This window comes from Cellvibrio sp. PSBB006, assembly GCF_002162135.1.
Taxonomy (GTDB): Bacteria; Pseudomonadota; Gammaproteobacteria; order Pseudomonadales; family Cellvibrionaceae; genus Cellvibrio.
On sequence record NZ_CP021382.1, the window covers coordinates 2,621,396 to 2,641,401 of the forward strand.

Consider the following 20,006-nt stretch of genomic DNA (forward strand, 5'->3'; position numbering starts at 1 on the left):
TCCATGGCCGGCCACATACTCGACACACTCAACCGACAGGAACGCCAACTCGGGCCCTTCGGTCGGGGCGACCTGATCAACACCGAGGTGAACCCCTGGCAGCACTGGCACCTGCGTACCGATGATACGGGTATCGCCTGGCTGGTCATGGACCGCGCGGATGCGAATACCAATTCGCTGTCGCAGGCGGTGTTGGAAGAACTCGGACAGATACTGGAACAACTGTTACTGAACAAACCCCGCGGCCTGGTGCTGCGCTCCGCCAAGGACAACCACTTTTGTGTGGGCGCCGACATCCGCGAATTCCGCTCCCTGGAAACCACCGAATCCGTTGAACAAAAACTCCATGCCGCCCATGCGGTGGCAGACCGACTTGCCAGCCTGAATTTCCCTACCGTCGCCGTGATCCATGGCCACTGCTTCGGCGGCGGCCTGGAACTGGCACTCTGCTGCCGCTATCGCCTCGCCGTGCCCGGCGCCAGCCTGGGTTTTCCAGAGGTGCAACTGGGCCTGCATCCGGGATTGGGTGGCACCGCACGCGCCACGCAATTAATCGATCCCATCGCGGCCATGACCATGATGCTGACCGGCAAACCCATGCCGGACAGCAAAGCCAAAAAACTGGGGCTGATTGATGATCTGGTACCGGAGCGCCATCTCGCCAATGCCATTGAAGCCGCCATGCGCGGCAAACTGCCTCGTCAGCAACCGGGCCTGAAAGCGCGCCTGCTCAACAGCGCCCCGGCCCGCCAACTGGCGGCAAAAAAGATGCGTGAACAGGCCGCGCACAAAGCCTCACCGGACCACTACCCGGCACCGGAAGCCTTGATCGAACTCTGGGAAAAGCACGGTAGCGACAGTAGTGCCATGCGCCGCGCCGAAATCAGTTCGTTTGCCCGTCTGCTCACTGGCCACACCGCGCAAAACCTCATCCGGGTGTTCTTTCTGCGCGAGGCCATGAAAGGCATTGCCAAGGAACAACCGACCTACCATTTCAAGCGGGTTCACGTGGTGGGTGCAGGCGCGATGGGCGGCGACATTGCCGGCTGGTGCGCACTGCAAGGCCTGACCGTGACATTGTCAGATCAGAAAACCGATTCCATTGCCCGCGCCGTTAAACAGGCGGCGGAACTGTGTGACCGCAAGCATCTGGGTCCGGCGGAGAAGCGGCGCGTACTGGACCGTTTAATTCCCGACCTCAACAATCTTGGCGTGCGTACCGCCGATATCGTGATTGAGGCGGTGCCGGAAGATCTCGACATCAAACACAAGGTCTACCGCGCTATCGAGCCCAAGCTTAAACCCGGCGCCATACTCGCCACCAATACCTCCAGCATTCCGCTGGACCAGCTCAAGGAAGGCCTACAGAATCCGGAGCGACTGGTGGGGCTGCATTTCTTCAACCCGGTGGCCATGATGCAGTTGATTGAAGTGGTCAGCCAACGGGGTATCGCCGAGGACACTTACCAAAAAGCATTGGCCTTTACCGGCAAGATCAACCGCCTCCCCGCCCCGGTTTCCAGTGCACCGGGCTTCCTGGTCAATCGCGCGCTTACGCCTTATTTGCTCGAAGCCATGGTGATGCTGGACGAAGGCATCGCTCCGGAAAGCATTGATCAGGCCGCGGTGGATTTCGGGATGCCGGTGGGTCCGGTGGAGCTGGCGGATCAGGTTGGCCTCGACATCTGCCTTGGCGTGGCCGATATGCTCCACGAACAGCTCTCCACCGAGATGGCACCCATACCGGACTGGCTGCGGCAAAAAGTCGAGGAGGGCAAGCTCGGCAAAAAATCGGGCCAGGGTTTATATACCTGGCAGGATGGCAAGGCGCAGAAAAAGAAGGATCTACCCAAGGCGCCGGAAGGCACGGTGAATCGCCTGATTCTGCCGATGCTGAACGCCTGCATGGCGTGCCTGCGGCTGGGCGTGGTTCCGGACGAAGATATCCTCGACGGCGCCATGATCTTCGGCACCGGCTTTGCCCCGTTCCGGGGAGGTCCGATGCACTATGCGCGCCGCAATGGTTTTGCGGAAATCGCCATCCGCCTGGATGTACTGGAACAACAACATGGCCCACGCTTCAGGCCCGACCCCGGCTGGCGCAAGGACAATGGATGAGCTGAAGTGCCAGCCCCGGTTATTCTCTGATCCACAGGCCCTGGCTGATGCCGTTATCGAACGTGTAGGGAAACGGATCGTCCTCGGTTTACCCCTGGGATTGGGAAAAGCCAATGAGTTCGCCAATGCGCTGTTCGAGCGCGCCTGTAATGACCGCAGCATTTCCCTCACGATTTTTACCGCGCTGACACTGGAAGCACCACCCGCCAGCAGTGAACTGGCCAAACGCTTCCTCAACCCGCTGCGCGACCAGTTCTTCGGTGACTATCCAAGGCTCGCCTACGCCCGCACGCTCAGCCAAGGCAAACCATTACCCGGCAATATCCGCGTCCAGGAATTCTTTCTGCAACCGGGTAAATGGTTGGGCAATGCCCAGGTACAGCAGAATTATGTTTCGCTCAACTACACCTATGCCTTGCAGTTTTTGCTGAATGCGCGGGTCAATGTTATCGGCCAGCTCCTGGCGCCGCCCGCCAATTATGAAGCCGGTGAATTACCCGCGCAGGTCAGTTTAAGCAGCAACCCCGACATCACCGCCGACCTGCTGGATTTGCGCCGGGACGGCAAGCTGGAGTGCCTGATGGTGGGCGAGATAAACCGCCACCTGCCCTTTATGCACGGCGCGGCCGAGCGCAGCACCGATGAATTTGATTTGCTGCTGGATACCGGCCCGGTGTATTTCTCGCTCTTCAAGCCACCGCAGCAACCGGTGAGCCTGATGGATCATGCCATTGGTTTGCACGTGGCCCGTCTGATCCCAGACGGCGGCACCTTGCAGATCGGTATCGGTTCCATCGGCGACGCCATTGCCAGCGGCTTGATCCTGCGCCAGCAGCACAACGACATCTTCCGCGAATGCGTGCGCAACCTGTTGGGCAACCGCAAAACCCTGCCCGGTTATGAAGAACCGTTTCGCGACGGGCTATACGGGTTGAGCGAAATGCTGGTAGAGGGTTTTCTTGCGCTGATCAACGCCAGCATCGTTAAACGCGAGGTCGATGGTTACCTGATGCACGCCGGTTTTTTTATGGGCAGCCCGCATTTTTATCAGATGCTGGAGCAGATGGACCCGGCGATTCGCCGCCGGATTGCGATGATGCCGGTGTCGTTTGTAAATGAACTCTACGGCGACGAACCACAAAAACGCCGCGCGCGGGTCAAGGCGCGCTTCGTCAATTCCGCCATCATGGCCACGCTGAATGGTGCGGTGGTATCCGACGGTCTGGATAACGGTCAGGTCATCAGCGGTGTGGGAGGCCAGCACAACTTCGTCGCCCAGGCGCACGCGCTGGCGGATGCGCGCTCCATTATTACGCTACGCGCAACCCGCACCCACAAGGGCAAGGTGCATTCGAATATTTGCTGGTCCTACGCCAACATCACCATTCCGCGCCATATGCGCGATATCGTGGTAACGGAATACGGCGCGGCAGATTTGCGTGGTAAATGTGATGCAGAGGTTATCGCGGCGTTGCTGAATATTGCCGATTCACGTTTTCAGATGGCGCTATTACAACAAGCCAAACGGGCCAAAAAAATCCCGGCAGATTATGAGATTCCGCCGCTCTATCGCCACAACACGCCAGCGCATTTGTTGACGCTGTTGGGGCCGATCCGCGCGCGCGGTTATCTCAACCATTTTCCTATCGGCAGTGACTTTACGCCGACAGAACAGCGACTCGCCGCTGCGCTGAAAATTCTCAATAAACAACAAGGTTCAAGGAAAGCACTCTGGAGACTATTTAAAAAATCCTGGGGCCAAACACCAGACGAAGCCGTTCGGGCCTGTTTGAAGCGCATGGATCTGGATGCCCCCGGGTCGCTTAAATTAAAGCTGTATCGCCGCCTGTTGATTGGCGCGCTATGCGAGCACTATTAACGTTAAAAATCGGAACTCCCCCCACCTCTCCCAGTCGCAGAATCAGGCTACACGCCTTGTGTGATTTACCTGAGTCGACTTCCATCTGATCACCTTGCCAGAGGAGACGCATCATGAAAGTAAAAGAAGCCATGACCAGTCAATGCGAGTTCATCGAACCGGATGACAACCTGCAACAAGCGGCGCAAAAAATGCGTGACCTGAATTGCGGGTTTCTACCCATTGTGCGTCCAGCTACCGGTGCGCTGGAAGGTGTGATTACGGATCGCGATATTGTGGTGCGTGCGGTGGCAGACGGCTGTCATCCTACCGAAACCTTGTTGAACCAGATTGAAACGCCCAACGTGCTTTATTGTTACGCGGAAGACGGCGTTGAATCCGCTGCGGATAAGATGAGTGAACAAGGCGTGTATCGATTGATTGTCCTTGATTCACCGGAAACCAAACGCCTGTGCGGGGTAATCTCCCTCGGCGATATTTTGCGGCATAACGAAGAAATTCTCGCAGCGGAAACGGCGCGGCATATTATGATTAATGCGGCGTAGAGAAATCTGTGGGTCGGATTAACGCAGCGTAATCCGACCAAACTATCAATGACCCGCCTGCCCCACCACCACTGGCTGATAACGCTTAACGGTATAGCCCTCTGCTGCAAACAATTCCAACAAATTACCCGGCCCGGTAAAGTGCATCGCATCGACCAACACCAACTCTACATCCTTACTTTTTAACATACCGGCAAATGCCGGCAGCCAGGATTTATTGCGCTTGACCACCAACTCGTTGTACAAATCCGGCGCCTGGGTGCGTAGTTTCTTGCTTTTGAGTTCATCGAGTTTTTCCATATCACCCTTACGCCAACTTTGTGTCGCTTGCTGGGTCGTTTCGGATAAATTTTTCAATTCATCCAGAGTGGCTTTGATTAACGCATCGGCGTCCGCATTATTAACCACTTGCAAAAGCTGGATTTGTTGGTCGATGGATTCCAGCGCAATAACCGGCTTGCCCGCACGACGCGCGCGATAAAAATAATGGGCATCAACACCGTTGGTAAATTCCAGGCGTTTGGTTTCCATCAGGGTGAGGGTAAAGCTGGCAAAGGCGGGTTTGAACATAAATAAACTGAAGACCGGTACGCGGCGCTCCCGCGCGAATGCTTCCAACTCCTGCCACACCGGCGCGGACAGTACCGATTTTAAATTGCGACCATCGGTGTACATACTGGCCTGCATGGCGCGCACACCAAAATCCGGTTGATTAACCGCGTGAATATCGCGCTCGACGTAGAGTGCATCCGCCTCGCGAAAGGCTTCATCAAATTCTGCCGGCAAGGGATAGGCTGTTTTCTTTAACGCACCCAGACTTGCACCAACCCGGAATGAGTGTTTGCCATGGGAGACTTCCCAAATAGCCGCTTCAGCCCAAACAGCCGGGGTAAGCAACAGCATGATGAGCGCTACAGAAGTTTTCAGCATTGATATTTTACTGAGGAAAAATGTCGTTATCATGGGATACATCGCACGCTAGACGCTTCGCTTAAAAAGCGTCGGGCTCAGCGGCCATGCCGCTGCCCGACTACCCTCCGAATTCTTATTACAATTGCCAGCGAAGCGCGTAAGTAATTGGGTTATCCGTTCGATGAAGTTTTGCGGGCAAGGTTCAGTAAAAACTACTCAGCTTGCAGCATAAATGTGACCGGCCCGTCATTTAGTAAACTGACTTGCATGTCAGCCGCGAAGATACCGGTGGCAACCTGCAAGTGGCGTTCACGCAGGCGCGCAACGAAATAATCGTACAGTTGCTCCGCTTGCGCCGGTGGTGCCGCCGATGAAAAACTCGGGCGCAGCCCCTTGCGCGTATCCGCTGCCAGGGTGAACTGCGAGACAACAAGAACACCACCATTGATCTGCTGCACATTGCAGTTCATCTTGTTGTCCTGGTCCGCAAAGATGCGATAGGCCAACACCTTGTCAAGCAACTTATCCGCACTCGCTTCGGTATCGGTCTTTTCCACCCCCAGCAGCAACAAAATACCCTGCTCTATCGCACCGACAATTTTCCCATCGACTTCTACCGCCCCGCGCTTGACCCGCTGAATCAAACCTAACATAACTACCCTTTTTGCTGCCGATTATGACTGACTGGCCTGCTTGCGAAACTCGCTCGGCGTCATGCCCACTTTTTTCTTGAACAGTGCGTTGAAGGTTGCCTTGCTGTTAAAACCCATTTCGTACATCAGGTCGATCATGTTTTTATCGGCTGACTGCGGATCGGCTAACAAACGCTTGGCTTCCTCGACGCGGTAATGGTTAACAAATTCAAAAAAATTACAGTTGAAATGGCGGTTGATGATATTGGATAGCGTTCGCGACGGCATATGTAATTGCCCTGCCAGTTTCTCCAGGGTCAGGGCCGGAATCAGGTAAGGTTTTTCATCTTCCATCCAGCGACTCAAGGTTTCCGCCAACTCCGGTTTATATTTATCTTTGTTGGTTTCTTCCTTACCGCTTTCTGCCTCTGGCGTGCGCGACTCAAGCCCTTCACACACCGTCGAGTGGCTCAGCCCAAAGAAAATCAGGATGCTCACCAGAATAAAGGTAATGTAATTTCCCAATAAACCGGCCGTTCCGAAATCTGCCGACACACCATACATAATGGACAGGATTAACATCACGGCGACCAATACCGCCCACAAACGAATACCGAGGAACCCGATCACCAATAACTTTAACCAGGTTAAATCCAGCTTATCGATATCAGAATAATTGTGTTTCAAATGTTTGCCGTAACGGCGAATCTCCAACAGGCACACCGCGCCCAGGGTTGCGCGGAACAGATCGCGAAACAGCGTCACAAAATTCATGTAGTGAGGCGCAACCAGCAGGTCATATTCTTCCTGTATGGATTTTTTGGTGGCGAAATCCAGGCTGTAATAAAACACCAGCTGATGAAGGAAATACGCAATAAAAGGAATCAGGTAGACCAGATCGCGCGCGGTCAGGCGGTAATCCTTATACACCAGCGAGCGGGTGTACCAAAGCAATAACGGCCCTTCGAGCCAGTAACCAAAACCGAATACATAAAACAGATTGGGCGACCAGTCCAATGCAATCGCACGGAACTCGGCACCGAAACTGATCAGGATATCCAGTGGAATCGCCGCTTGCTGCAACAGGAATAACGCCAGTAGGGTGTTGGTCAAACGCCGTTCCCGGCGCGCTGTCAGCAATAAGATCGCGAAGAGAATACATTGATAGGCTGTCATCAACAGCACGACATCATGGGTATTAAAGATTGTTGCTTCCATGGGGATACCACCGAAAAGGATGCGCGGTTTTTTCGTTATTGTTCACATCCCGGGCCCGGCGAAAAATACATCCATGCGCACCGGTCGCATAATCGGGAAATCATGGCGCAGCAGCGTTATCCGGACTGCTGCGCTTTTGTTTTTATATTACGCCAGATTGTCGCTTTCGTGACGCAGCTTTCTGGCCAGTGCATCCGTTGCGCGAATCAGGGCGTCCACAATACCGGTTTCGCGTGAGGCGTGGCCCGCTTCGCGGATAATTTGCAACTCGGCATCCGGCCAGGCTTTGGACAGCGCAAAGGCATTATCAACCGGACATACCATATCGTAACGGCCATGGATAATCACGCCGGGGATACCTTGCAACTTGTCCGCATTGCGCACAATCTGGTCCTCGGAGAGGAAGGCATTGTTCATAAAATAATGCGATTCGATACGCGCCAAAGACAGGGCACGATGTGGCTCGGTAAATGATTCAACGACTTCCTGATTGGGCCGCAGGGTTGCGCAGCGCCCCTCCCACAACGACCAGGCTTTGGCGGCGGCCATCTGCATAATTTCGTTGTCGCTGGTCAGGTGTCGATAATAGGCCTTCATCAGATTGTGCTGCTCACTGACCGGAATCGGCTGGATAAAATCCTGCCAGTAATCGGGAAAGACATGGCTGGCACCATCCTGGTAAAACCAATGGAAATCCTGCGGCCGACACAGAAAAATACCGCGCAGGATCAAACCCAGCACCCGGTCGGGATAGGTCTCCGCGTAAACAAGGCTGAGGGTCGAACCCCAGGAGCCGCCGAACAATACCCAGCGATCAATGCCCAAATGCTCGCGGATGACTTCCATATCCTCCACCAGTTTTTGCGTGGTATTGTTCTCCAACTCAGCGTGAGGACGGGAACGACCGGAGCCGCGCTGATCGAACAGCACGATGCGGTAAACCTCTGGATCAAAAAAGCGCCGATCGAACTTACCGCACCCGGCACCCGGTCCGCCGTGTACAAACAGTACCGGGATACCGTCGGGGTTGCCCGACTCGTCGACATACAATTCGTGGGGAGGCTCCACGGCAATTTCGTGGCGTTGATAGGGTTTGATTTCGGGGTAAAACGTCTGCATAGTTTTTCCTTTCAGCAATACTGCACGCCAAAACCGTCACACATACCACCAGACAGTTTCAAAGATTAACAGTAGCACACCATGACATTTTTATCGGCCACCACAACCGGTTAAAACCCATTTTGTGGCACAGAACGCAGGATGCATGTTCCGTTGCGCTTTACAAGTTTTCACAAAATGGCGGATTCTACTGACATAGACTGACAAACCCATCTTTTAGACTGCTGCGCAATCTACCGAGGGAGTGCCACCATGCAACGCGCCGAACGTCTGTTCCAATTACTCACTCTGTTACGCAACCGCCGCACAGCATTAACTGCGCGCCAGTTGAGTGAACATATGCAAGTCTCCGAACGCACCATCTACCGCGACGTCCAGGCACTCAGCCTGTCCGGCGTGCCGGTTGAAGGCGAAGCCGGCGTTGGCTATCGCCTGCAACGCCACTTCCAGTTGCCCCCCTTGATGTTTGACCGCCACGAAGTGGAAGCCTTACTGCTGGGTGCACGCATGGTCAGCGGCTGGGGCGACAGCCAGATGGCCGCCAGTGCCAACAGTGCCATCCAGAAAATCCTCGCGGTCCTGCCCGACCACTTGCGCCACAGCGATGAAAACCTGCCGCTGCTGGTGCCAACCTATGACGAATACCAGAAGATTTATACCGCCCACAGCCAGACCATCCGCGAAGCGATTCGCCAGCAACGGATGCTGTTGATCGATTACAAACGCGCCGATGAACAAACCTCCTCCCGTCAAATCGAGCCGCTGGGCCTGATCTTTTGGGGCAAGGTCTGGACGCTGGTGGCCTGGTGCCAATTGCGCAATGACTATCGTGTATTTCGCCTCGATCGTATCCAGCAATTGGCAACCACCGATGAAAAATTCACAACCAGCGATGAAAAGAGTCTGAAACACTATCTGAATCTGATGGCGGAAAATTATGAGCAATACAACGAACAAGCCTACGAATGCCACAAGCAAGAAGTCGCCGAGCTTATCGAGTAAAACACCCGTTCGCTGCGGCTGGTGCGGCACGGATGAACTCTATTGCCAGTACCACGATGAGGAATGGGGCGTGCCGGTTTACGACGATCAGAAGATGTTTGAATTTCTGATGCTGGAAGGCGCCCAGGCGGGCTTGTCGTGGATCACGGTGCTGCGCAAGCGGGAGGCTTATCGCAAGGCGTTTGATAATTTTGATCCGGTCAGGATTGCCCGTTACAGCGAGGCGAAGAAGGCGAAGCTGCTGTTGAATCCCGGCATCATCCGTAACCGTTTGAAGATTGAGAGTGTGGTGCGCAATGCGCGGGCGTATCTGGATTTGCAGGAACAGGGGGAGAGTTTCAGCGATTTTCTGTGGCAGTTTGTGGGTGGTAAGCCGAAACAGAACCGGCGCCGTACCCTGGCGGATATTCCGGCGTCGACGCCGGAGTCGGATGCGATGAGTAAGGAGTTAAAAAAGCGCGGGTTTAATTTTGTGGGCACGACTATTTGTTATGCGCATATGCAAGCGACGGGGATGGTGAATGATCATTTGATCAGTTGCCATCGTTACAAAGACTGTGCGGATTAGCTTTTTTTCTTGTGGTCATGGATTCCGTTGTACCCTCCGGGACTCGCCGTGAACCCATCCATGGGGGCTCATCACCGGCATCCTTGCCGGCGATGGTCCCGGAGGGTACAACGGAATCCACTCTGGAAGTTCGGTGCGAACGGCTGGGGTTAAAAGCGTTTATTAGGGAATAATGCCCGTGGCACTAGGGCCTGTGCATAAAGTCAGATTTGCATGAAATAATCTGTTTAATTGCAAAAAAGCAGTACGGAAATTTCTCCTCACCGGCTATACACCATGCGCTTTTTTAAAAGTCACGCTGTGGCACAAATGTCGCAGAATGGGTTTCGGTGTTGGGTCCGAGACCATCACCGGCAAGGATGCCGGTGATGAGCCCCCATGGATGGGTTCACGGCGAGTCTCGGACCCAACACCGAAACCCATGACCCCACCTAAAACAAGCCATTAAAACGACAAAAAAAACCGTCAAAATCCCGCCTATATTTCCACTCGAAGTAAAACCAGTTCAAAAAACCAGCAATAAAAACAAAACAATCTATTAACGCTCTATTAGCAAAAGACCTACTGGTCTATGCTTCAAAAACCTAGCGCACGATCATCCTGCGGAACCACTCAAGGAGCACAGGGTCATCACCTTACACCAATAACACATCGACGCTAGATTACCCTCACTGCACAACATCGACATGGAGCAAAGTTTATGAGCAAACATCGCCAAACCGTTGGAGTCGGCGTTAACCTCGGCCACACTGAAGCGCTGCGCGACCAATTAGTTGCCGAGATTACTGAATACGAACGTCAACAAGCCTCGTTGAAGTTAAACGGAAACCACGTGAACTTCAGCATGATTCAAACCTATAAGGAATTGATTCATGCGCGACGGGAAATGCTGAATAAATTACCGCCCCGTTTTTAACTCCTCCCGCAACGTCGCGCTGTTGATCGGTCAGCCAGGCTGGTACGGCGCTGACCGGCATCGGACGATGCACGACGTAACCCTGCACCTGATCACAACCCAATTCATGTAACGCCTGCACCTGCTCGCAAAGTTCGGCTCCTTCCGCCACCACCTGTAAACCCAGCGCGTGAGCGATGGAGACGATGCCTTTGATGATGTCGCGATCCACTTTGTTATGCGGCAGGTCGGCCACGAACGAGCGGTCGATCTTGATAACGTCCAGCGGCAGACGCTTGAGATAAGTCAGCGATGCGTAGCCGGTGCCAAAGTCGTCGATGGCAACACGTACGCCCATGTCGTGACACCGGAGCATGATGCGCCGCGCCCGTTCCAGATCTTCGAGCATGGCGGTTTCGGTGATCTCAATCAGCAGTGACTTGCCAATGTCCGTCGAGAGTTCGCACACACTTTGCAGCTCCGCCAGGAACGAGGGATGCAGAAAGTGTCGTGCTGAAATATTGATGTGCATGCTCGCGGTCACGCCCTGACGCTGCCACTCCAAGATCTGCGCCACGGCGTTGTTCAATACCCAGTTGCCAACGCGGTAGTCGATGTCGCCGCGCGCCGATTCGATGGCGTTGACGATAGGCGTGGCGGTGATCACTTTGGCGGAGGGTTTTTGCCAACGCAGCAAGGCTTCGAAACCTTCCACCGTTGCATTGCTGAGATTGATGATCGGTTGGTACCACAAACACAATTCGTTGCGATCCAGTGCGCCGTCGATATCGACACTCGAAATACTTTTTTCCGGCTCGACATCCACCAGCGCCGAGGCGCGGTAAACGCGATCACCGCCGTCGAGCTTGGCGCGGTACATGGCCGCATCTGCCTTACGCAGCAGGCTGATTTGGTCGGTGCCATCGGCCGGTGCGAGGACGACGCCAATACTGCCGCTCAATCGGCCGCACTTGCGTCCGGTACCGAAGTGGATGCGCAAGGCTTGCTGGAAACGTTTGGCCAAGACCTCGACACCGGCCTCGTCACATTCCGCAATCACCAGAAATTCATCGCCACCCAGCCGACCCAGATCATCGCTTTTGCGTTTGGCATCGTTGAGGCGATTGGCCGCATCGCGCAGCAGACAATCACCGACTTCGTGCCCCCAGTTATCGTTAGCGGTTTTCAACCCATCAATGTCGATAAAAAACAGAGCGAAGGAACAATGGTGTTCGCGCAGGCGTTGCAAGCGCGCGTCGAGGCGGCTGATTACGCCGTGACGATTCAGCGCCTGGGTGAGCGGGTCGGTGTCCACCAGTGAGCGCAGGCGGTGTTCCAATTGCTCCCGATGACAGGCCACTGCAATCTGGCTGGCGATACGTTCTGCGAGATTAAGGGCGTTGGGCGATATTTGCGGCTGGTTGTCATTAAACCAGGATGAGGCAAGCACACCGATCACCTGGTCAAACGCGATCAGCGGAATCACCAGGTTGGCCTTCAAACCGGCACTGATTAACGAGGGCATGGCATCGGGATCGGCGGGATAGTCGCTGACAAAAATACTGTTCTTGGTGCGCAAGGTGCGCCCGGCGATTCCCTGGGTTGAGGCAAAGCGCATGCCCCTGAATGCACCGAGCAAATGCTGGCGACTGCCTTCAAACAAGCGGTATTCAAAATGCTGACCCGTATCGTCGAGCATGATCAAGGCTGTGCCGTCGGCGCCGAGGATAGACTGCACCGACATCGCCGCTTTGCGAAAGAAGGTTGAGAAATCCGGCTCCAGCGTCAAGGCATCCATCGCCGCCAACAACGAAGGAACTGCGCTCAGGCCGAGAGAATTATTGTTCATCGCCACTCACTGTCGCCGGCAAGGCGGTAAAACAATTGAGTGGAGCAACAAATCTGCCAAGTCCGACAAAATGGGCCGAAGGCGATTTTTTATAACAAAACCGGCCCTGTGCAGGCTTAATAAACTATCTGCGCCTACACGCAGGAATCAAAACCTCAACAGCACGCACCAAGTTGAATAATGCGTCAAGGCACGCGCACCATGACAACGCAAACGCATTCGCGCCTACAACGGATACACTTGTACCTCATCCCCTTCCGCCACACTGACACCCACATCAATACGCACCAGACAATTGGCCCACACCACAGACGACAAGGCTCCGGAACTCTGTTGGGGATAAATCTCCACCCCGGCCGGCGTGATGCGACCACGCAGGTATTCACAGCGCTTGCGCGGGTTGGGCAAGGCAAACAAGGCCGGTAGGCGCAGTGGTTGCGGGGATACATAGCTGCGCCCCTGGCGCTTGAACAACAGTGCGCGCACCAGCAGGGTAAAGGTCACAAACGCGGAAACCGGATTGCCCGGCAGACCGACAAAAGGCGTTTCACCCACGTAACCAAAGGCCAGCGGTTTACCGGGCTTAAGGTTGATCTTCCACAACGTCAACTTACCCAGCTCGGTCACTGCCGCTTTCACGTGATCTTCTTCGCCAACCGATACACCACCGCTGCTGAGGATGACATCTGCCTCGGCAGCCTGTTGCAGTGCGGCTTTGGTGGCATCGAGGGTATCGGCCACAATGCCGAGATCAACCACGTCGCAACCCAGGTCACGCAGCAGGCCGGTAAGTAGATAGCGGTTGGAGTTGTAGATCTTGCCCGGCATTTGCGGTTGACCCGGGTCGAGCAATTCATCGCCTGTAGACAAGAGCGCAACCCGCAGGGGGCGGTAAACCACCACCTCGGCAATATTCACCGACGCCAGCAACGCCACATCTGCCGCGCCCAGGTAATGGCCTTTTTCCAGCAGGCGTGTACCGGCGTGGATATCCTGCCCTTGGGGGCGGATGTTTTCCCAAGGTTTGACCGGCGCCAAGAGAGTGACCCGATCACCTTCCAACCGACAATCTTCCTGAATAATGACTGCATCGGCGCCGACAGGAATTTCCGCGCCGGTAAAAATCCGTGCTGCCGTACCGGCCAACAGCGGTTGTGCAACCTCTCCCGCTGCAATGCGCTGGCTGATGGGCAGGCTGCTGCCCACTTGCAACCCCATGCTGTTTACCGCGTAGCCGTCCATCGCGCTGTTGTCCGCTGGCGGCACATTGATACCAGCCTGGTATGGCTGCGCCAGAACCCGACCGAAGGCTTGCATCAACGGCAGGGTTTCAGTGGCTTTGATCGTACTCACACCATCGATCAACTGCTGGCGGGCGGATTCAATGCTGATGAGCTTTTTGGTCATGGCGTTATCCAAAGTCTTTTTGTTATCGGTCGGGTTTTACGCATTAGCGCTGGGTGTGGATGAGGTGGGGGTTGGTTGGGCGTTATTCAAACCGATGTCGGATTACGCGGCTTTGCCGCTAATCCGACCTAGGGTGCGAATCACAGTTTAATTTGTTCGACGAAATTGCAGGGGCGGTGACGGCTGTCGAGTTGGTCTTTGATGATGCGCTGCCAGGCGGTTGTGCAGGCACCGGTTGAGCCGGGCAGGCAAAAGATCAGCGTGCGGTTGGCAAGCCCGGCGGTGGCGCGCGACTGGATAGTCGAGGTGCCGATTTCCTCATAAGACACCTGACGAAACAGCTCGCCAAAGCCCACTACGGTTTTATCGAACAAGGGTGTAACCGCTTCCACAGTACTGTCGCGGCCCGCAAAGCCGGTGCCGCCGGTAATTAAAATCACCTGGGCCTGCGTATCCACAATCCAATTAGAGATGACGGCGCGAATCTGGTAGATATCGTCTTTCACCAGCTCGCGTTGATGCAGCTGATGCCCGGCTTCTTGCAACAGATCCTGCAAGCGTTGCCCGGAGGTGTCCGTCTCGCGATTGCGGGTGTCAGAGACGGTCAGCACACAAATATGTAAAGGAACGAAGTAGGTTTGACTGCTCACAAATGAAAGTCCTTGAACAAGCCTGGAGAGATAGCGGCCGGGATGTCAGCCGCCAGTGGTATTCATAAAGCGCAATATTTGGGGTTCTTCGGCCAGATTAAAGTCGTGTTGCAGCGGTTTATTCGCCATGGCCGCGATAATCGCTTCACGCAAGGGCGCCGGATCATCGGGCGAGGCACGCAAGACTGCGCGCAGGTCAACGCTGTTTTCCTGACCTAGGCACAACAGCAACCGCCCTACCGCCGTCACCCGCACGCGGTTGCAACTACTGCAAAAATTCTGGCTGTGGGGGGAAATAAAACCGATGCGTGAAGCATGAGTACCGCTGCGCCAGTAACGCGCCGGACCACCGGAATCATCGTCCACCGGCACCAACGGAAATTGTTGTTCGATCAAAGCACGCAACTCGGCGCTGCTGACAAATTCGGCGGCACGCCCGTGGTCATCGATACGCCCCAGAGGCATTTCTTCAATAAAGCTGATATCCAGCCCTTCATCCAGCGCAAAGCGCACCAGCTCCGGCACTTCATCGGCATTGAAATGTTTGAGAGCGACGCAGTTCAACTTAATGCGCGAAAACCCCACCCGCTGGGCGGCGCGAATGCCTTCCAGCACCTGCTGCACATCGCCAAAGCGGGTCAGGCGGCGGAAGCGCTCCGGGTCGAGACTGTCGAGGCTAATATTGATGCGATCCACACCAGCGTCATGCAGAGCCCGGGCATAGCGTGCGAGATGGGTGGCGTTGGTGGTCAGACATAAACTGCGCAGGCCGGGCAACTGACCCAGCTGCTCCATGAGCTCAATTACGCCTCGGCGAATCAGCGGCTCGCCCCCGGTAATGCGCAACTTGTGTACGCCCAGTTCGGTAAAGGTTTTACCCACCTGCACCAGTTCTTCGATGGAGAGTAATTCATTGCGCGGCAAAAACGTCATGTCCTCCGCCATGCAATACACACAGCGCAGGTCGCATCGGTCGGTAATCGACAGACGTACATAGGTAATCTCACGCCCGAACCCATCTACCAGGGCGGCGCGGCGCGAAGCGACAGGTCGATCAGTTTGCGTAGGACCAGCCGTTGAAACAGGCACTGTGTACATAGATGTTCTCAATTCACCTCAGTGATCACATGATAGCGCAGAGTCTCGCGGGTTCCTGTTAACTTTACAGCGCCTAACGTTTGTTAAGACATCCTTCATATAAGCCAGCAGCGAGCCGAGTGGTTCCTGAGCGGTGCAATTACCAAACCAGCTTCGCGGTTAGACCAATCCAGGCGTCAACTACCGTACAAATGCATCAACTATATTTCACCGAAAACCCATAGAAAAGAAGAATGCACACTATTGGTTCTCGTGCACCACATGTTGATTCATTTTGGATCATTTTTGTTAAAAAATTCCACTGCGTTTTTGCAATAAAAAAGCGCACACCTGCACACCATTGGTGCCGTAGTGCAAATTCACCCGGCTCGCCCAAATGACAGAGACCACCTTTTTACCCTTCATAACCTCTTGAAAATAAAGCACTAAAAAAAATTATTCGCGCCGAATCGGCAGATGGCACTCTCTTTGCTCAAGTCCCTTTGCGCAGTTTTGATCACTGCAAGATGTTTTAAGACCGGTGCAACTTTTCATTTTTTCTGTTGCGTCGCCACTACACAAAGGGCTGTCATTGTGAGTACTTCATCCTTACCGCGTTACACACCTGCTGACGAAACTGTCACCGCCATCCATGCGCGCGCTATTGAGCCGCTGATGGTCCGTGCATCGCAATTCACTGTGACCGCATCACCCGCCAAGCAGCACGGCACTACCCAGGGTCGCTCAGCAAAATCTGCCGGCGGAAAAGTGTGGCTGGTGGGCGCCGGTCCAGGCGATGCAGAGTTGTTGACCATCAAAGCCCTGCGTGCGATAGAAAACGCCGATATTATTTTTTTCGACCAATTGGTCAGTGCAGAGATTCGCGCGTTGTTTCCTGTAGGTACACCGGCGCTGTACGTCGGCAAAGCGAAAAACCAGCACAGCATTGCGCAGGAAGACTTAAACCAATTATTAGTGGATCAAGCACAGCTCGGCTTGACCGTATGCCGCATTAAAGGTGGCGACCCGTTTGTATTCGGCCGCGGCGGCGAAGAATTACTGGAACTGCGTAAAGCAGGTGTTGAAGCAGAAGTCATTCCCGGCATTACCTCGGCATCCGGTTGCAGCACCTACGCCAATATTCCCCTGACCCATCGCGGCCTTGCCCAAGGCTGCACGTTTGTCACTGCCCACGCCGAAAAAACCCTGGACCTGAATTGGTCAGCACTGGCGCAACTGAATCACACACTGGTGTTTTACATGGGCCTGACGCGTGCCGATGTAATCGCCACAGAGTTGCTAAATGGCGGTATGGCTGCCGACACACCGGTTGCCATTATTGAAAACGGCTGCCGCAGCAATCAGCGCGTGATTATCGGTGCATTGAGTGAATTAACTGAACTTGTTGCACGCGAGCAGGTGCAATCCCCCGCATTAATTATCGTCGGTCAGGTGGTGAGCCTGGCGGAACAATTACAACCGGACTTTTGGCAATCTGTTGCAGCAGAAGCCAACACCCAACGTCTGTTAGCCTGAGAGTAGGAGTAAGGTTATGAAACAACGCATTATTGTTGTCGGCAACGGTATGGTCGGCCACAAATTTATTGATGGCCTGCTCAACAGCGAGAACGCCGCTGATTATGAAATCCTGACATTTTCCGAAGAGCCACGACTCGCGTACGACCGGGTAAAACTCAGTTATTACTTTGCCGGCTCGACCGTGCAGGATTTGATGTTGACCTCCGAAACGGAATATCAGGCGCGCGGCGTACATTACACCTTGAGCGATAAAGTGGTTGGCATCGACACCGCCAACAATACCGTCACCACCGCCAGCGGTCGCAGCGAACACTACGACAAACTGGTACTGGCGACCGGTTCCTATCCTTTTGTTCCGCCCGTGCCGGGCAAAGACCAGCCTCACTGCCTGGTGTACCGCACCATTGAAGATCTGGAAGCTATCACCGCGTCCGCTGCCGAGAGCAAAGTGGGTGTTGTCGTGGGTGGCGGTTTGCTCGGACTGGAAGCAGCCAACGCGTTAAAAAATCTCGGACTGAAAACCCACGTGGTGGAATTTGCTCCGCGTTTGATGGCAGTTCAGTTAGATGAAGGTGGCGGCCAATTATTGCGTCGCAAGATTGAATCACTCGATGTGTGTGTGCATACCGAAAAAAATACCAAGGAAATTGTGGCCGGCGAAGAATGCCGCTACCGCATGAATTTTGCCGACGGCTCTTTCCTTGAAACCGACATGATTTTGTTCTCTGCCGGCATTCGCCCGCAGGACGAACTCGCGCGTCAGTTTGGTTTAACCATCGGCGAGCGCGGCGGTATTGTGATCAACAACAATTGCCAGACGTCGATCGACAATATTTATGCCATTGGTGAATGCGCCCTGTGGGACAACCGCATCTTCGGCTTGGTCGCGCCCGGCTATCAGATGGCCAAGGTTGCTGTTGCACACATCACTGGCGGTGCCGATCAATTTGTCGGCGCTGACATGAGCACCAAACTGAAATTACTTGGCGTGGATGTGGCGAGCATCGGCGATGCCCACGGCCGCACGCCGGGTTCACAATCCTACATCTTCAGCGATGGCGTGGCGGAAGTTTATAAACGCCTGATCGTCTCTGCCGATGGCAAAAAATTGCTCGGCGCCGTCCTGGTCGGCGACGTTGAAGCCTACGGCACACTGCAACAAATTTGTGTTAACGGTATGGATTTACCGGACGCACCGGAACAACTGATTCTGCCGGCGGTAGAAGGCGGCGGCATGGCCATCGGTGTGGATGCTCTGCCGGAAACGGCACAAATCTGCTCCTGTTTCGACGTCACCAAAGGCGCTATCTGCTGCTCCGTACAAAATGGTGTAACTACTATGGCCGGCATCAAGGATGCCACTAAGGCGTCTACCGGTTGCGGTGGCTGTGCAGCGCTGGTCAAACAGGTAATGGATTGCGAACTCACCAAACTCGGTGTGGAAGTGAACAACAATATCTGCGAACACTTTGCCCATACACGGCAAGAACTGGCGGATATCGTGCGCGTGAAAAAAATCCGCACCTTTGATGAATTGCTCGATCAACACGGTCACGGCCTGGGTTGCGATATTTGTAAACCGGCGGTGAGTTCTATCCTGGCGTCTTACTGGAATGAATATGTGCTCAAGCCGGAGCACATGGGCTTGCAGGACACCAACGACATCTTCCTCGGCAACATGCAGAAAGACGGCACCTACTCCATCGTGCCGCGCATCGCCGGTGGCGAAATTACACCTGACAAATTAATTGTACTGGGTGAAGTCGCCAAGGAATTTAATCTCTACACCAAAATCACCGGCGGCCAGCGTATCGATTTATTCGGCGCACAACTGCATCACCTGCCGACCATCTGGAAAAAACTGATTGATGCCGGCTTTGAAACCGGCCACGCCTACGGCAAAGCTGTGCGCACCGTGAAATCCTGCGTCGGCAGCACCTGGTGTCGTTACGGCGTACAGGACAGCGTCGGTATGGCCATCGCGATCGAAAATCGTTACAAAGGTTTACGTGCACCGCATAAATTAAAATTTGCGGTGTCCGGGTGTACACGCGAATGTGCGGAAGCGCAATCAAAAGACATCGGTGTTATCGCCACAGAAAATGGTTGGAACCTGTATGTGTGTGGCAACGGCGGCATGCGTCCACGTCATGCAGACTTATTTGCCACCGACCTCGACGATGAAACCCTGATCAAGTACATCGACCGCGTACTGATGTTCTACATCCGCACCGCCGATCGTTTACAGCGCACCTCGGTGTGGCTGGAAAATCTTGAAGGCGGCTTGGCCTACCTGAAAAAAGTGGTTATGGAAGACAAACTCGGTATCGGACAAGACCTGGAAGATGAAATGACCAGCAACATTGGTAACTACCAGTGCGAATGGAAAACCACCATTGAAGATCCGAGCAAGCTGAAACGTTTCAGTCACTTTATCAATTCAAAAGCGATTGATGAAAACCTGGCTTATGTGATCGAACGGGATCAGCCGCGCCCGGCTACCAGTGAAGAGCGCGTGCAGAAAATTCCGTTGATTGAACTGGTAGAAAATTAATCGGTACGCATGGCTCGCCTCACCGGGCGAGCAAGATACTTC

Annotated in this window: 16 protein-coding genes; 8 read left to right on the forward strand and 8 right to left on the reverse strand. The window is 54.4% G+C overall.

What is annotated here, in order from left to right; genetic code table 11:
- The first annotated feature begins 3 nt into the window (after positions 1–3).
- The 3 genes from CBR65_RS10915 (at position 4) to CBR65_RS10925 (ending at position 4,542) form a co-directional block, all read left to right on the forward strand.
- Positions 4–2,118 carry a 3-hydroxyacyl-CoA dehydrogenase NAD-binding domain-containing protein gene (locus CBR65_RS10915; protein WP_087466878.1) on the forward strand — a complete coding sequence of 705 codons (2,115 nt, stop codon included), beginning with the start codon at positions 4–6 and terminating at the stop codon, positions 2,116–2,118.
- Positions 2,069–3,997 carry an acetyl-CoA hydrolase/transferase C-terminal domain-containing protein gene (locus CBR65_RS10920; RefSeq protein WP_198300940.1) on the forward strand — a complete coding sequence of 643 codons (1,929 nt, stop codon included), beginning with the start codon at positions 2,069–2,071 and terminating at the stop codon, positions 3,995–3,997. Before CBR65_RS10915 ends, CBR65_RS10920 begins: the two co-directional genes overlap by 50 nt.
- A 113-nt stretch (positions 3,998–4,110) precedes the next feature.
- Positions 4,111–4,542, forward strand: a complete 432-nt coding sequence (locus tag CBR65_RS10925; RefSeq protein ID WP_087466880.1) for a CBS domain-containing protein — start codon at positions 4,111–4,113, stop codon at positions 4,540–4,542.
- A 45-nt stretch (positions 4,543–4,587) separates the two neighbouring features.
- On the opposite strand, the gene CBR65_RS10930 is transcribed toward CBR65_RS10925, so the two are convergent.
- The 4 genes from CBR65_RS10930 to pip form a co-directional block, all read right to left on the reverse strand.
- On the reverse strand, positions 4,588–5,472 hold the full coding sequence (locus CBR65_RS10930) for a TraB/GumN family protein (protein ID WP_157672039.1): 885 nt from the start codon (positions 5,470–5,472) through the stop codon (positions 4,588–4,590).
- Between the two features lie 194 nt (positions 5,473–5,666).
- A complete protein-coding gene (gene dtd / locus CBR65_RS10935) occupies positions 5,667–6,107 on the reverse strand; it encodes a D-aminoacyl-tRNA deacylase (protein WP_087466882.1) in 441 nt (146 codons plus the stop codon).
- Between the two features lie 21 nt (positions 6,108–6,128).
- Positions 6,129–7,304, reverse strand: a complete 1,176-nt coding sequence (locus CBR65_RS10940; RefSeq protein ID WP_087466883.1) for an AraC family transcriptional regulator — start codon at positions 7,302–7,304, stop codon at positions 6,129–6,131.
- Positions 7,305–7,451: 147 nt separating this feature from the next.
- Positions 7,452–8,423, reverse strand: coding sequence for a prolyl aminopeptidase (pip, locus tag CBR65_RS10945; RefSeq protein ID WP_087466884.1), 972 nt, complete (start codon positions 8,421–8,423; stop codon positions 7,452–7,454).
- A 252-nt stretch (positions 8,424–8,675) separates the two neighbouring features.
- Here pip and CBR65_RS10950 point away from each other — a divergent pair, with 252 nt between their 5' ends.
- The 3 genes from CBR65_RS10950 (at position 8,676) to CBR65_RS10960 (ending at position 10,909) form a co-directional block, all read left to right on the forward strand.
- Positions 8,676–9,425, forward strand: a complete 750-nt coding sequence (locus CBR65_RS10950; protein ID WP_087466885.1) for a YafY family protein — start codon at positions 8,676–8,678, stop codon at positions 9,423–9,425.
- On the forward strand, positions 9,361–9,993 hold the full coding sequence (locus CBR65_RS10955) for a DNA-3-methyladenine glycosylase I (RefSeq protein WP_087466886.1): 633 nt from the start codon (positions 9,361–9,363) through the stop codon (positions 9,991–9,993). The genes CBR65_RS10950 and CBR65_RS10955 overlap by 65 nt, the downstream gene beginning before the upstream one ends.
- A gap of 700 nt (positions 9,994–10,693) precedes the next feature.
- A complete protein-coding gene (locus CBR65_RS10960) occupies positions 10,694–10,909 on the forward strand; it encodes a hypothetical protein (RefSeq protein WP_087466887.1) in 216 nt (71 codons plus the stop codon).
- Here CBR65_RS10960 and CBR65_RS10965 read toward each other — a convergent pair.
- From CBR65_RS10965 to moaA, 4 genes are all read right to left on the reverse strand, one after another.
- The gene (locus CBR65_RS10965; protein ID WP_087466888.1) at positions 10,833–12,737 is read right to left on the reverse strand and encodes a bifunctional diguanylate cyclase/phosphodiesterase; all 1,905 of its coding nucleotides are present in this window, start codon (positions 12,735–12,737) and stop codon (positions 10,833–10,835) included. The genes CBR65_RS10960 and CBR65_RS10965 overlap by 77 nt on opposite strands.
- Positions 12,738–12,962: 225 nt before the next feature.
- Positions 12,963–14,144 (reverse strand): gephyrin-like molybdotransferase Glp, encoded by a 1,182-nt coding sequence (gene glp, locus CBR65_RS10970; protein WP_087466889.1) that lies wholly within the window; start codon positions 14,142–14,144, stop codon positions 12,963–12,965.
- A gap of 140 nt (positions 14,145–14,284) precedes the next feature.
- Positions 14,285–14,794 (reverse strand): molybdenum cofactor biosynthesis protein B, encoded by a 510-nt coding sequence (gene moaB / locus CBR65_RS10975; protein WP_087466890.1) that lies wholly within the window; start codon positions 14,792–14,794, stop codon positions 14,285–14,287.
- Positions 14,795–14,839: 45 nt separating this feature from the next.
- Positions 14,840–15,892 carry a GTP 3',8-cyclase MoaA gene (gene moaA, locus CBR65_RS10980; protein WP_087466891.1) on the reverse strand — a complete coding sequence of 351 codons (1,053 nt, stop codon included), beginning with the start codon at positions 15,890–15,892 and terminating at the stop codon, positions 14,840–14,842.
- A 573-nt stretch (positions 15,893–16,465) separates the two neighbouring features.
- Between moaA and cobA the strand changes: the two genes are divergently transcribed.
- Both cobA and nirB read left to right on the forward strand, forming a co-directional pair.
- Entirely contained in the window at positions 16,466–17,407 is a 942-nt protein-coding gene (cobA, locus tag CBR65_RS10985; protein WP_232461168.1) for a uroporphyrinogen-III C-methyltransferase, read from the forward strand.
- Between the two features lie 16 nt (positions 17,408–17,423).
- The gene (gene nirB / locus CBR65_RS10990; RefSeq protein ID WP_087466892.1) at positions 17,424–19,964 is read left to right on the forward strand and encodes a nitrite reductase large subunit NirB; all 2,541 of its coding nucleotides are present in this window, start codon (positions 17,424–17,426) and stop codon (positions 19,962–19,964) included.
- The last annotated feature ends 42 nt before the right edge of the window (positions 19,965–20,006 follow it).